Genomic DNA, 13,319 nt, shown 5'->3' with positions numbered 1-13,319 from the left:
CATGGCCCGCCGACGGATGTCCCGGCTCCCGGTGCACCGGCTGTTCACGCTCATGCCGGCACCAGCCGGCGGATGTGAGCGAGCAGCTCCTCCTGGTTGAACTCGCCCTTGACCACGTACGCGCTGGCCCCGACGGCAACGCCGTGCTGCCGGTCCTCGGCGCTGGCCCGGGAACTGACCAGGATCGCGGGCACCTCGGACAGCTCCGGATCCGCGCGCGTCTCGGCGACGAAGGTGAACCCGTCGATGCCCGGCATGTCGATGTCGGTGAGGTAGAGCCCGTAACGGCGGGACCGGGCCATGTCCAGGCCCTCCTCGCCGGAGGCGGCGAGGTCGACCTCGTACCCGGCCGACTCGAGGATGCTGCGTTCGAGCATCCGGGTGGTGAGCGAGTCGTCGACAACCAGAATGGGCAGGCGCCGGGGTGGCTCGGCCGGCGCGGGGCCGCCCGCGCCGAGCCGGTAGGTCTCCGCGATGAGTCCCTGGGCGTCCAGCACAAGCCGTGGATTGCCGTCGAGATCCATCGACACGCCGCCGATGACCGATGCCGCGGGGGCAAGGTCGGGCAGCGGCCGCACGACCAGTGTGGAGGTGCCCGCGAGCCGGTCGACGCCGACGGCCACGGCCTGGTCATCGGTGCCCACGATGACGGCGACAGTGGGCCCGCCGCCGTCCGGCACTGTCGTGCCTGCGTACAGCGCCCGGGCCAGCGGAAGGAACGGCACTGCCTCGCCGTCGTGCGCCATCTTCCCGGTGACGGCCGCGGCCGTGGCCTGCTCCGGCAGCAACCGTACGCACGTGCGTACGGAGTCGAGCGGCACGGTGGCGATGGTCCCGGCCGCCTCGAGAATCAGTCCGTGCATCGACATCAGCGCGAGCGGCAGCACCAGCTCGACAGCGGCGCCCCGGCCGGCCTCGGTCCGTACGGATACGTCGCCCCCGAGCTGGTCGGCGACGTCCCGGGCGACATCGAGCCCGATGCCCCGGCCGGCCACCTCGGTCACGGTCGGGGAAGTGCTGATGCCGCCCCGCAGCACCAGCTCGACCAGCGTCTGCTCGTCGGGCGGCGTCCCGCCGGGCATCAGCAGCCCACGGGCCTCGGCGGTGCGCCGGACCGCCGCGAGGTCGAAGCCCCGTCCGTCGTCCGTGCACCGGAAAGCCACGTACCGTCCACGCCGCTCGACCTCCACGACCACCCGGCCCTCGACGGGTTTGCCGGCCGCCAGGCGGTCCGCGTCAGGCTCGATGCCGTGCGCGACCGAGTTGCGAACGACGTGCAGCAATGCGTTGTTGGCCAGCGTCAACACCTGCGGATCCAGTCGCAGGTCGCCACCCCGGCCCTCGAACCGCACCCGCTTGCCCTGGGCGTCGGCAGCGTCGCGAACCGCGCGGTGCAGGCCGGTGAAGATGCTCGAGGCGGACACGAGTCGTAGCCGCTCAGCCCGGCCTCGCACCTCGTCCAGCTCCCGCTCGACCTGCTCGACGGTGTCGGTGATCCGCCTGCCGAGCGCACCGAGGTCCGCGGCGAGACGGGCGGCGACAACCCTGGCCGCATCGGTGTGCGCGGCCGTGCGCCCGACGCGGAGCTGGTCGGCGAGAGCCTCCGCGGAACGGGTCAACTGATCAAGGGCATGCCCCCCGGTGCGCAACGGAGCGAAGCGAGCGTGGGCCTCGCCGACGGCATCGAGAAGCTCATCGACATCGGCGGTCGCACCGCGCGCGGCGGGCGCGGCGTCGGGATGCGAGGGGGTCTTGGCGGCCTCCTCGCTCTTCGTCGTTGCTTCGGCACCGCCGGGAACGTCTGCCGCGGGCCGACCTTGTTCGGAGCGGCTGGTGCCGTCGTCTGCTTTCGTCCGGTGATCGTCCGGTCCGTCGACGGGCGCCGGCTGAGATGCGGACGCCGCAGCAGTGTTGATCCCGCCCAGGTCGCCGGCCGCGGACGGATTGGCCGTCTGGCGCCTCTTAGTCTCGGACCTGTCGACATCTTCTTGGCCACTGTCGGTCTGCGGTGCGGAGCCTTGCGGCTGATCACTCTGCCGATCTTGTCCATCATGGACATCCGGCACTTGGATCCGACGTTCGTTGTCGTATTGTGGCGCGCTGATCGCTCCGACGACCTCTTCGGCCTGAGGCCCGCTGATGGCTTCCGGGCCGTCAGCTCGGTCCCCGATCGGGCGTCCCGGATCGCCGTCATGTTGTTGCGCGCCGAGGCTTGCTGGCTCACTCTCGTGCAGCCGCGCGTTGCCTGTCCGGGACTCATCCTCCTGCTCCGCGGCTCGCCCGGGTCCCGCACCCCGATCGCCAGGGGCCCGCAGGCCGGGGGAGGGGCTCGCACCCCCCGGAGTCATTCCCGGCGGGAACCGCAAGGGTGGCTGCGCCTGCGGCCGCTGCGGTTCGAGGGCGGCGACCCGTTCCTCGATCTCGTCGTTGAGGCGCAACAACTCCCGCATCTGGTCCGCGGGCAGGGGTTCGCCGGCGCTGCGGTGCGGCACGAGCACTTCCTCGAAGGCGTGCGCCCGGTCGGCGATCTCCTGCTGGCGTACCACCCGGGCGGCGCCCTTCAGGGTGTGCGCGAAGCGCAGCAGCCGCGCGACCAGGTCCGGCCCGGGCTGCTGGTCCAGGTCGAGGACGCCCGCGCTGATCTGGTCGATCAGTTCGCGGGCCTCGACCCGGAAGTACCGCAGCGGATCCTGGCTCATCAGCGCCGACCGGTGCCGACCAGGTCGAGCAGGTCACCGGACAGACTCGACAGGTGCGCGGCGGTCTGTTTCGTCTGCACGGCACTCGCCTCCGTCTCCCGGGTCACCCGCGCGGTGTCGGAGGCGGCCACATTGACCTGCTCGACCGCCGTGGTCTGTTGCTTCGTCGACAGCTCGATCTCGCGAGTGGCGTCGTTGGTCGTCGCGACGAGCTGGGCGATGCGCCGGAACGAGCTGGTCGCGTCGTCGAACTGCCGCGAACCCGCGTCCACGCTCTTGGCGCCGATCTCCGTGGCCATCACCGTGGTGTTCACCGCCCCGCGGACGTCGTCGATCAGCGCACGGATCTCCTTGGCCGACCCGGCCGTACGGTCCGCGAGTTTGCGGATCTCCTCGGCCACCACGGCGAACCGCCGCCCCCACTCGCCGGCGCCGCTGGCCTCGATGGTCGCGTTGATGGCCAGGATGTTGGTCTGCTCGGCGAGTTCGGACACCAGGTCGACGACGCCGCCGATCTGCTGGGACTTCTCACCCAACGCCAGCATGTGCTGCACGATCTGATCCACCTGGGAACGGATGGCGGAGATCGAGGCCCGGGTCTGGTCGATCGTGGCGTCGCCGGTCTGCGCAGCGTCAGCCGTGTCCTCCGCGATCTTCGACACCCGCTGGGCGCTCTCGGCGATCTGCCGCGACGTGATCAGCAGCTCGCTGATCGTCGTGGTGATCTCGCTCATCGCGCTCGCCTGGTCGCGCCCGCCGGTCGCCTGCTGGGCGGCGGCCGCCTCGAGCTCGGCCGACGAACTCTGAATGTGCCCGACAGCGGCGCCGACCTCACGACGCAGGTCGCGATTGAGCCGCCAGGCGATGGAGGCACCGCAGGCCATGGCGAGCAGGCCGAGCGCGATGATCAGGATGATGCCCTGGGTGGCCCGGGCTGACGACTGGCGCCGGGCGGTCTCCACGTCGGCGCGGACCTTGGCGGTCAGAGCGGAGATCGATTCCTGGAGTGCCCGGCGGGCCGGGCCGACCTCAGTGGCGTTGAGCTGACTGATGGTCTGCAGGTCGGTGATCGTCTTGCGCTTCTCGATGACCGGCTGCAGGACCGCCGCATGCTGGGCCTCCGCGGTGGCGACGGCTTCCAGCAGGGAGATCGCGGCGCGATCGGTGAGCGTGCCACGCAACTGCACCACCAGTCCCAGAAACTCCTCCCGGTCCTGCGTGGTGAGGTTCAGATACTCCTCGTTGCCGTTGAGCAGATACGCCCGATAGTCGCTGATCCGGCTCTCCGCCTTGGTCGTCAGGTGCTCGGCGCTGCCCAGATCGTCGACGGCTTCCCGGATCGCGTCGTCCTTGGCGTCCACGACGATGGACAGCGCGGCCACCGAGGACGCCCCCATGATCAGGGTCAGGGCCACGGTCAGCCCGAATCCGAGCCCGAGCTTGTTGCCGAATGTACGTTTGGCCATGCCCGTCACCGCTCCTCGGTGTTGTACGTGGTGTGTCCGGTCAGCTGATGGACGACCGCGCGGGCCGACAGCAGGTCCACGATCGGCCTGATGCCACCCGGCAGCGGGACCATGCCGCGCAACACGTCGCGTCCGGTGTTGCCGTCGGCCTCGTCGACGATGATCGAGGCCGGCACCCGGACGTGACCGTCGAGATCGTGGAACGCCAGTGCGAGCGGTGGAGCCCCTGCGGCGACCACGAGCCAGCGCGGACGGTCGGGCACGGGATGCCCCAGCAGTGCCGCGAGGTCGTAGACGGGCACGATCGCGCCACTGAACCCGGCGACGCCCAGCAGCGCCGCCTGCGGTCCGGGCAACGGCGTGACCGGGCGGTCGGAGTGCACCCCGGAGGCCTGCGAGAGGCGTAACGCGTACGGGCGGCCGCCGGCTCGGACGGCCAGCAGTTCGGCGTACTCGGCGTCATGCTGGCGCGCCGGTTCCGTGAAGGAACGATCGAAGTCGTCGCGCAACTCGGCGAGGCGGTTCTTGACGTCACTGGGGCTCATCGGTGCGCCCCGCACGCGTCGAGCTCCGCACGGCAGAGTGTGGTCAGGGCGATCCGGCCGAACCCGCCGCCGAACAGTGCGATCCGCTCGTCGCGTTCCCGGCGGAGCAGGCCGAGCGCCCGGTCCAGCTCGGGCACGGCGATCCGGTTCTCGCCCCGGCGGCGGGCGAGCAGACCGAGCCGCAGGCGGGGCATGGCGAAGTCCGGATCCAGGTACGCGGCGAGCCGGTAGTGTCCGATCGCCACATCCACGGCAGCCCCGCCCTCCAGGCACACCGCGAGCTGGTGGTGGGCGTCAGCGTAGAGCCCGTCGACGTCGAGCAGACGCCGGCACAGCATCTCGGCTTCTTCGAGGCGGCCGGCGTGGGCCAGGAGCACGCCGTGCAGCAGGACATCACGCGCAGCGCGCCCGTCTGTCGGCTCGGCCTCGATCAGGCGCAGCGCCTCGGTGAAGCGCTCATCCAGCAGCAGCCGCATCGCACGGTCATGGACGCTGGACTCCACCGGGCCCGGCGGCACGGGCACATGACCGCGAGTCGGCGCGGTGAGGGCCGGCACTGCGCCGGCGGAGGGAACCGAGTGCTGCAGCCGACGGTAGTAGAACGTGTGGCGCGTGTGCTGCGGCTCGAGCCCGTCCGGACGACTGCCGAGCGAGTCGGTGTGCCCGAGGAACAGATATCCGCCCGGCGACAGCGCCCTGGTCATCCGCTGGATCAGGGATTCGCGCACCTGAGGTGTCAGATACATCAGCAGGTTCCGGCAGAACACCACGTCGTACTGGTCCGGGCGCCACAGCACCTCGTCGTCGGTCGCGACGTTGTACTGCTGGAAACGCACCGCCGACCGGATGCCGGCGTCCAGCTCGAACTCGCCGTCGTTGGCGTGGAAGTAGCGTTGCCGCACCGCGTCCGGGGTCTCGCGCAACGACCAGGCCGAATACCGGCCGGTCCGGGCCTGGTGGAGCACGGCGGGATTCGCGTCCAGCCCCTGCACGGAGATGATCCAGTCCGGGCCCGGCTGCGTCTCGCGCGCCACGATCGCCATCGTGTAGGCCTCTTCGCCGGAGGAACAGCCCACCGACAACATCCGCAGCACCCGCTGGGTCGAACGGGCCTCGATCCGTTCGGGCAGCGCCACCTCGGCGAGGACGCGGAACTGCTCACCGTGGCGAAAGAAGTAGGTCTCGTTGATGGTCAGGTCCTCGGCCAGCGTCGTCAGCTCGTCGTCCCAGTCCTCCTGGGCCAGCCGGCCCAGATACCGGGAGCGGCTGAGTCCGTGCGTCTCCGACCGCTTGCCGAGCACCTCAGCCAGCTGGGACGTGTCGTTGTCGTCGAACGTCCAGCCGAGCTTCGTGGCGAGCAGGCCGCGGAACATCGTGACCTCCGCGGAAGCGCTCATGAGGTCACCGCCAGGGAGGCTGCGGCAGCCCAGACCTCATCGGGCACGAGCCGCATGCTCTGCAACAGCAGCACCGGCGCGGCGTCGATCGTGCCGACGGCGGCGATGAGACGGGCGGGCGCGTCCCCGAGCAGAGCCTCATGGCGCCCTTCGGTGCCCGTGCTGACCGGCCGCACGCCATGGATCTCACCGGTCGCGAACGCCACCGGGCCACGCTCGGTCCGCACCGCGACGAAGCGCGACACCTCGGCGTCGGCCCCGCCGAGGAGCCGGGCCACGTCGATCACCAGGGTGGGGATGCCCCGCATGATGCAGATGCCCTTCACGAACGCGGGAGTGCCGGCGAGGGGATGGGTGGCCAGAGGCCGCATGGTCTCGATGACCTCGTCCAGGCGAAGGGCGCAGAGCAGCGGCCCGGCTCGGAAGACGAGCGAGCTGTCCCCCGCGGGCTCCTCTGCCGGTGGCGCCATTTGTCCGGGCTGCACCATTCGCTCAGGCTAGCGGTCATTTCTCCCTCATTAGCGAGAATGTTTCAGTCTGCTGGGTCCCATGCGGCACAGACGTCGCTCCGGGGCAACCGGACGCCGGACCCTTCGGCGATCGGCCGCGGCACCTGCGCCCGCTCAGCTTCGACCCGTACGCGTCGCCTGTCGTCCGCCCGCGCGACGATCCCGTCGTGGACTTCAGGAGGACGCGCAGCGCTCGTGTCCTCCTTGAGGAGTACGCCAAGACCGTTCCTGCTGACGACGCGGCCGCTGCCCGTTCGTCCATAGATTCGCCTCCGACCACAGGAACAGGAGGCCGAGATGACCACCACGCACGCCGTGCGGGCGGACGAGCTCGTCAAGGTGTACGGCGAGGGCGAGACAGCGGTGACAGCCGTCGACCGGGTGAGCGTCACGTTCCCCGCGGGGCAGTTCACCGCGATCGTGGGCCCGTCCGGCTCCGGCAAGTCCACCCTGATGCACCTGCTGGCGGGTCTCGACACCGCGACGTCCGGTTCGATCCTGATCGGCGGCGTCGAGTTGACCGGCCTGGCCGACCGCGACCTCACGGTGCTCCGCCGCGACCGCATCGGGTTCGTCTTCCAGGCGTTCAATCTGCTGCCGACGCTCACCGCCGAGCAGAACATCCTGCTGCCCGGCGAGCTCGCCGGGCGTCGCGTGGAGCGTCAGCGCCTCGCGCAGGTCGCGGCCGATCTCGGTCTGGCCGATCGGTTGCACCACTACCCGGCCCAGCTCTCCGGTGGCCAGCAGCAGCGGGTCGCCTGTGCGCGGGCGCTGATGAGCCGTCCGGACGTGGTGTTCGCCGACGAGCCGACCGGCAGCCTGGACACCCGGACCGGCGCCGGTGTGCTCGAGCTGTTGCGGCGCAGCGTCCGGGAGTGGGGTCAGACCGTCGTGATGGTGACCCACGACCCGGTGGCCGCCGGATACGCGGACCGTGTGGTCGTGCTGGCGGACGGGCGCATCGTCGACGACCTTCGGGCGCCCACCCCGGACGGCGTCGCCGACCGGCTCCAGCGGCTGGGGGCCTGACGTGCGGCGGACCGGACTGCGCCCGCGCCGCCTGGTGCCGACCGGGTTGGCGATCGTGCTCGCCGTCGCGTTCGTGGCCGGCACGATGATCTTCAGTGACAGCGCCAGGAGTGCCCTGGTCGACCAGTTCGCCCGGGCGGCGCGCAACGTCGACGTGGTGGTTTCTGCCGCGTCGGGCGGCCGGCTCACCCCGGCCGATCTGGATGCCGTGCGCCGCACGGACGGCGTCGCGTCGGCCACCGGCCGCATGCGGGAGCGGCTACCACTGCTCGACCGCGACGGCCGCCTCGTGGCGACCTTCGGCGCTCCGGGCTACGGCATCGACGTCGGCGACGACCCGACCCTGCGTTCGTACGACCTCAGCGCCGGCTCCCTGCCCACCTCCGACAGTGAAGCGGCGATAGACAACAAGACAGCGCAAACCACGGGTTACCGGATCGGTGACTCCGCCACTGTCCTGGACGCCTCGGAGCAGCGCCGCACACTGCGCATCGTCGGCATCGTCGCGATCACCGGAGACGTCTCCACCACCGTGGTCACCCGGGCCACCCTCACTCGGCTCACCGATGCCACCGGCTACCGGAACGTGGTGGCCACCGTCAGCGCCGGAGTCGATCCGGAGGCAGTTCGCGATCGCCTGCGGGTGCCGGCCGCGGCGTCGGCCCGTACCGGCGATCAGTTCCGCCAGGATCTCGCCCAGCAAGCGTTCGCGCAGATCAACGGGTTGACGATCGGCTTGTACCTGTTCGCCGCAGTGGCGGTCCTGGTGGCCGGATTTGTCATCGCGAACACGTTCGGAATCCTGGTCGCCCAGCGGCAACGGGAGACGGCGTTGCTGCGTTGTGTCGGCGCGCGCCGAGGTCAGATCCTGCGTTCACTGCTCGCCGACTCCGCCCTGGTGGGCGTCGCCGGTGCGATGCTGGGCATTTTGCTCGGATACGCGGTCGCGTGGGGGCTGCTGGAGGGCTCGGCGGCGCTCGGGGTCCGGCTGCCGGCCGGCGGCCTCGTCCTCACGCCCTACCCTCTGCTCGTGTCACTCCTCCTCGGGCCGCTGGTGACCATGGTCTCCGCTGTGGTGCCCGCGGCCCGGGCCACCCGCGTCCCGCCGGTCGCCGCTCTGCGCATGGTGGTGCCCGCCACCGGCAGATCGCGGCGCGTGCTGATCGTCGCCGCGGCTCTGGTGGCGCTGGCCGGCACGCTGACGACGGTGGCGGGGCTGCGACTGGACCAGCCCGAAGCGGCGATGATCCTGGTGGTGGCCGGTGGCATCGGCAACTTCCTGGCCTTGCTGCTGATCTCGCCCCTCGTCATCGGCAGGCTCGTCGCCGCGCTGGGGTGGCTGCCGGGTCGTCTGTTCGGGGTGCCCGCACGGCTGGCGGTCGCCAACGCCCGGCGCAACCCCGGTCGTACGGCTGCCACCACGGCCGCGTTGCTCGTCGGTGTGGGGCTGATGGCCGGCGGCAGCACCATCGCCGCCACGGTGGACCGCACGGCGGAGGCTCAGCTCAACGAGGCGTATCCGGTCGACTATCTGCTCACCCCGGCCGAAGGGCAGCGGGGCATCTCGCCGGCGGTAGGTGCACGTCTCACCGGTGACCCGACATTCGACCTGGTCGCCAAGGTCAAGCAGGTTGACGGGCGGGTGGCCGGCGACACGGTGACAGTCGCCGGTTTGGACAGCGCAGCGATCGGTACGGCGTACCGGCCTGAGGTGACAGCCGGACGGCTGGCTGACTTCGGACCCGGCTCAGCGCTCGTGGCGACAGGTCAAGGCAAGGTCGGTGACGAGCTGCCGGTTTCGGCCGCAGGGCGGAAGCACCAGGTGCGCATCGCCGCGCTGGTCGAGGCCTCCAGCCTTGTCGGCGACGTGATCCTGTGGCCCAGCGACTTCGCGGCGCTCTACCCGTCGCAGCGGGACGACAGCCTGATCCTGGTCCGGTCGGCACCCGGCGTCGACACCTCAGCCGCACGGCAACGCGTCGATGCCGCCCTGACCGCGCATCCGCTGGTGCAGGTCGACGACCTCGCTTCGGTCCGTGCCGAGCGCGGCGCTGCGATCCGCCAGATCCTCGGAATCATCGCGGTCCTGCTGGGCTTCGCGCTGGTCATCGCCTTGGTCGGCATCACCAACACGCTGTCCCTCTCCGTCCTGGAACGCACCAGGGAGTCGGCTCTCGTCCGCGCACTCGGCCTGACCCGGGGTCAGCTGCGCGCGACCCTGCTCGTCGAGGCGCTGCTGATGGCGTCAGCCGGCGCCGTCGTCGGAGTGGCGTTCGGGGTGCTCTACGGCTGGCTGGCGTCGGAGGCGGCCTTCGGTCCCACCGATGCGCTGCTGACCGTTCCGGGCGGGCAACTCCTGAGTTTTGTGCTGATCGCAGCAGTGGCCGGAGCCGGTGCGGCGGTGCTGCCCTCACGCCGAGCGGCCCGCGCCTCTGTCGTCAGCGCCATGGCGGACGCATGAGGCCTTCTATCGTGGTGGTCGTGTGGCGCATCGGCGCGTGGATCCGACCCTGGCTGTTCGATGGAGCCGTGGCGGCGCTCGTCGCTGCCCTGACCCTCTTCGAGTACCGCCTGCCATGGCCCGTCAAGATCTGTGGTCTGGCCATGGCGCTAGCGCTGATCTGGCGGCGGCACCTGCCGATGATCGTGGTGGCCGTGGTCTATCTGCTGGCGCCGCTGCACCTGTTGATGAGCAGCTACGTGCGGATGTTCGACATCGCTGTTCTGATCGCCATGTACGCCGCGGTGCTGTACAGGCCCGAGCTCCGCTGGGGAGTGGTCGCCGGGGCTGGTGCGGGCGTCGCGGTGCTGGTCGCTGCTCTCGTGGAGAACAACCGTTCTGGCAACTTCTGGGTGGTGTTCTGGGTCGTGGGCGCGGTGACGGTGGCGACCTGGGTCACCGCCTACGGCCTGCGCACCCGGCGGCTGTACGTGCAGACGCTCGAGGAACGTACCGCCACTCTCGAACGCGAACGCGACCACTTGGCCCTGCTCGCCGTTGCCGAAGAACGGGCAGCCATCGCCCGCGAGATCCACGACGTGGTGGCGCACAGCCTCAGCGTGATGATCGTCCAGGCCGATGCCGCCGGTTTCACGCTCGAAGGATCCGAGACGCCCGCCCGCGAAGCCCTGGCGACGATCGCCTCCACCGGCCGCGAAGCGCTCGACGACATGGGCCGGGTGATCCAGCTGTTGCGAGGCGCGTCGCTGCCGGTGCCCGAAGCGGTGGTCGAGCCCGTCGCGCATTCGAGTGATCGATCCTGGGCTGCCGTGGCGCGAAGGTTGGAGCGTCGGCAGAGTGCCACAGGTCGCGGTGCCGCGTTCGACGGTTTGCTGGCCGAGGCGGACCGCGCGAATGGCGACGGAACAGAGCGCAGAGCGATCGGGCTCAGGGAGATCGACGGACTTGTGGCACGGTCCGGCCTGCGCGTGGTGCGCGAGACCACGGGTGCGCTGGGTCGCCTCAGCCGGGCGCAGGAGATTGCGGCTTACCGGATCGTCCAGGAGTCACTGACCAACACCCTGCGGCACGCCGGGTCCGACGCCGCCGTGACCCTGCGTCTCGCCTTCACGCCGAAGTCCATGCGTGTCGAGGTGAGCGATGACGGGGGCGGGAAGCGACGGGTCGCGACGGCGGTGACCGCTCGGCCGGGTCACGGCTTGGCCGGGATGCGGGAACGGGCCGCCCTGCACGGTGGCACCTTGGAGGCCGGGCCGCGAGAGGATGGCGGCTGGTGCGTGATGGCGACCATTCCACGGACGTCAGGTGGCACCGATGACGGCAAAGAGTACGACGTGAACGGGGGCGACGCGGTGAACGGCGCAGGCAGTGCCCGGGGTGGTGGCGGGTGATCAGAGTTGTCGTCGTGGACGACCAGGAGCTCGTCCGGCGCGGGTTCCGGTCGATTCTGTCCGCGCAGGACGACATGGAGGTCGTCGGTGAGGCCGCCGACGGGGCCGAGGCCCTGCGGGTGCTGCGGGACGTCGATGCGGATGTCGTGGTGATGGACATCTGGATGCCTGTCATGGATGGCGTCGCCGCTACCCGAGAATTGGTGGCATCGGGAAACCGAGCCCGGGTGCTCGCGCTCACCACATTCGACACCGACGAGAACGCCTTCGCGGCGCTGCAGGCCGGGGCCGGCGGATTCCTGCTCAAGAATGCTCCGCCCACCGAGCTGCTCTCGGCGATCCGGTCCATCGCCGCGGGCGATGCCATCGTTGCGCCCCGGGTCACCCGGCGGCTGCTCGATCGCTTCGCCGGGCAACTGGTGCCCGCGGTGCCGGCGGTGCACAGCTCCGCCAAGCGGCTGGCGACCCTCACCGACCGTGAACGCGAAGTGTTTCTGCTGGTCGCTCAGGGCCGGTCGAACGCCGATATCGCTGAGCGGTTGCATGTCGCCGAGACCACCGTGAAAACGCACGTCGGCCGGATCCTCGGAAAGCTCGAGCTGCGGGACCGCGTACAGGCGGTGGTGCTCGCGTACGAGAGCGGTCTGGTCCGGCCCAATGCATAGATAAAGGTAGATGTAGCCTGGTTGCTCCATTGCCGAGATCGAGGAGGCGCCCGTGATACGAGTGCGAAGCCGAAGGGCGGCTTTGGTGGCGGCAGCCGTCGCGATGACCGCGACGATCTACGGGCTGGTGCAGCTCCCGGCGTCCGCGGACACCAGGACTGAAGTGCGCGAGGTGTTCTCGCCGAACGGCTCGATCCGGAAGGAGAACCTCCGGGTGGCCGATCTCCCGCGGACCGACAAGTCTGTCGACGTGACGGCCGAGGTGGTGACGATCCAGCAGACCGGCGCGCCGGGCAGCCGCTACGACCTCGTCTTCGTCGGTGACGGCTACACCGCCGCGGAGCAGGAGCTGTTCCACAGCCAGGTCCTCGCTCGCTGGGCCCAGCTCAGTGCGGTGGAGCCGTTCCGGACGCTGAAGAACAGCTTCAACGTGTGGCAGGTCAACGCGATCTCGGCCCAGTCCGGATCGGACAACGATCCGACCCTCGGCATCGAGAAGGACACCGCCCTCGACGGCGAGTTCTGGTGCGGAGGCCTGGACCGGCTGGTCTGCGTCGACGAAACCGTGGCCGAGCAGTACGCCCAGCTGGCGCCGGGTGCCGACCAGGCCCTCGTCCTGGTCAACAGCACCACCTACGGCGGCTCGGGCGGCAGCGTGACGGTGTCCAGCGGCGGCAACGCACTCTCCGGCGACATCGTGGTGCACGAACTCGGCCATTCGATCGGCGGCCTGGCCGACGAATACGGCGGCGACCCGACCGCCTATCCCGGCGGCGAACCGGGCGACCCCAACACCTCGGTGGCCAACGAGGCGACGATGCGCGCCCAGCGGCTCAAATGGTTCAGCTACCTGGGCAAACCCACCCCGGACGGCGGCGTGATCGGCACCTTCGAGGGCGCCGCCTACTACGACCGAGGCGTGTACAGGCCGAGCGAGAACTCGATGATGCGATCGCTGGGCAACGAGTTCAACCTGATCGGAATCGACCAGCTGACCGCCGCGATCCTCGCCAAGTCCGGCTGACGGCGGACCGGGTGACGGGTTCTCGGCGCGCAGTGGCGGCCGATTAGAGCCGCTACGCAGTTGTGAGCCGCGGCGGGCGAGCGGGGCGCGTCGAGGGTGTGGGCGGCAGCGGGCGAGCACGGCGCGTCGAGGG

The 13,319-nt window shown here is 70.4% G+C and carries 10 protein-coding genes; 5 read left to right on the top strand and 5 right to left on the bottom strand.

The annotated features are described in order from the left end of the window. Positions 1–50 precede the first annotated feature (50 nt). From AB0C12_RS03320 to AB0C12_RS03300, 5 genes are read right to left on the bottom strand one after another with little or no spacing between them, the layout of a single operon-like run. Positions 51–2,699: a response regulator gene (locus AB0C12_RS03320; protein WP_360543643.1), complete on the bottom strand. Its 2,649-nt coding sequence runs from the start codon at positions 2,697–2,699 to the stop codon at positions 51–53. Continuing rightward, complete coding sequence (locus AB0C12_RS03315) at positions 2,699–4,165, bottom strand: methyl-accepting chemotaxis protein (protein WP_360543641.1); 1,467 nt, start codon at positions 4,163–4,165, stop codon at positions 2,699–2,701. Before AB0C12_RS03315 ends, AB0C12_RS03320 begins: the two co-directional genes overlap by 1 nt. Positions 4,166–4,170: 5 nt before the next feature. Then, entirely contained in the window at positions 4,171–4,710 is a 540-nt protein-coding gene (locus AB0C12_RS03310) for a chemotaxis protein CheW (RefSeq protein WP_360543639.1), read from the bottom strand. After that, complete coding sequence (locus tag AB0C12_RS03305; RefSeq protein ID WP_360543637.1) at positions 4,707–6,107, bottom strand: CheR family methyltransferase; 1,401 nt, start codon at positions 6,105–6,107, stop codon at positions 4,707–4,709. Before AB0C12_RS03305 ends, AB0C12_RS03310 begins: the two co-directional genes overlap by 4 nt. Then, positions 6,104–6,577, bottom strand: a complete 474-nt coding sequence (locus AB0C12_RS03300) for a chemotaxis protein CheW (RefSeq protein ID WP_360543635.1) — start codon at positions 6,575–6,577, stop codon at positions 6,104–6,106. The genes AB0C12_RS03305 and AB0C12_RS03300 overlap by 4 nt, the downstream gene beginning before the upstream one ends. Positions 6,578–6,913: 336 nt before the next feature. Between AB0C12_RS03300 and AB0C12_RS03295 the strand changes: the two genes are divergently transcribed. The 5 genes from AB0C12_RS03295 to AB0C12_RS03275 all read left to right on the top strand — a co-directional run bounded on the left by AB0C12_RS03295 (position 6,914) and on the right by AB0C12_RS03275 (position 13,186). Continuing rightward, on the top strand, positions 6,914–7,645 hold the full coding sequence (locus AB0C12_RS03295; protein ID WP_360543633.1) for an ABC transporter ATP-binding protein: 732 nt from the start codon (positions 6,914–6,916) through the stop codon (positions 7,643–7,645). 1 nt (position 7,646) lies between these two features. Beyond that, entirely contained in the window at positions 7,647–10,106 is a 2,460-nt protein-coding gene (locus tag AB0C12_RS03290) for an FtsX-like permease family protein (RefSeq protein ID WP_360543631.1), read from the top strand. Positions 10,107–10,126: 20 nt separating this feature from the next. Beyond that, positions 10,127–11,497: a histidine kinase gene (locus tag AB0C12_RS03285; protein WP_360543630.1), complete on the top strand. Its 1,371-nt coding sequence runs from the start codon at positions 10,127–10,129 to the stop codon at positions 11,495–11,497. Next, on the top strand, positions 11,494–12,162 hold the full coding sequence (locus AB0C12_RS03280) for a response regulator transcription factor (protein WP_360543628.1): 669 nt from the start codon (positions 11,494–11,496) through the stop codon (positions 12,160–12,162). The genes AB0C12_RS03285 and AB0C12_RS03280 overlap by 4 nt, the downstream gene beginning before the upstream one ends. 85 nt (positions 12,163–12,247) lie before the next feature. Continuing rightward, complete coding sequence (locus AB0C12_RS03275; protein ID WP_360543626.1) at positions 12,248–13,186, top strand: M64 family metallopeptidase; 939 nt, start codon at positions 12,248–12,250, stop codon at positions 13,184–13,186. The last annotated feature ends 133 nt before the right edge of the window (positions 13,187–13,319 follow it).

Origin of the sequence: Actinoplanes sp. NPDC048967 (assembly GCF_040649415.1) — a bacterium.
Lineage (GTDB): Bacteria > Actinomycetota > Actinomycetes > Mycobacteriales > Micromonosporaceae > Actinoplanes.
The sequence above is the reverse complement of the archived record's forward strand: the minus strand, read 5'-3'. Positions and strand labels throughout refer to the sequence as shown.

Excerpts from the sequence above, each read along its gene's own strand:
- AB0C12_RS03320 (WP_360543643.1), bottom strand. The coding sequence starts at position 2,699 with ATGAGCCAGGATCCGCTGCGGTACTTCCGGGTCGAGGCCCGCGAACTG.
- AB0C12_RS03315 (WP_360543641.1), bottom strand. The coding sequence starts at position 4,165 with ATGGCCAAACGTACATTCGGCAACAAGCTCGGGCTCGGATTCGGGCTG.
- AB0C12_RS03310 (WP_360543639.1), bottom strand. The coding sequence starts at position 4,710 with ATGAGCCCCAGTGACGTCAAGAACCGCCTCGCCGAGTTGCGCGACGAC.
- AB0C12_RS03305 (WP_360543637.1), bottom strand. The coding sequence starts at position 6,107 with ATGAGCGCTTCCGCGGAGGTCACGATGTTCCGCGGCCTGCTCGCCACG.
- AB0C12_RS03300 (WP_360543635.1), bottom strand. The coding sequence starts at position 6,577 with ATGGCGCCACCGGCAGAGGAGCCCGCGGGGGACAGCTCGCTCGTCTTC.
- AB0C12_RS03295 (WP_360543633.1), top strand. The coding sequence starts at position 6,914 with ATGACCACCACGCACGCCGTGCGGGCGGACGAGCTCGTCAAGGTGTAC.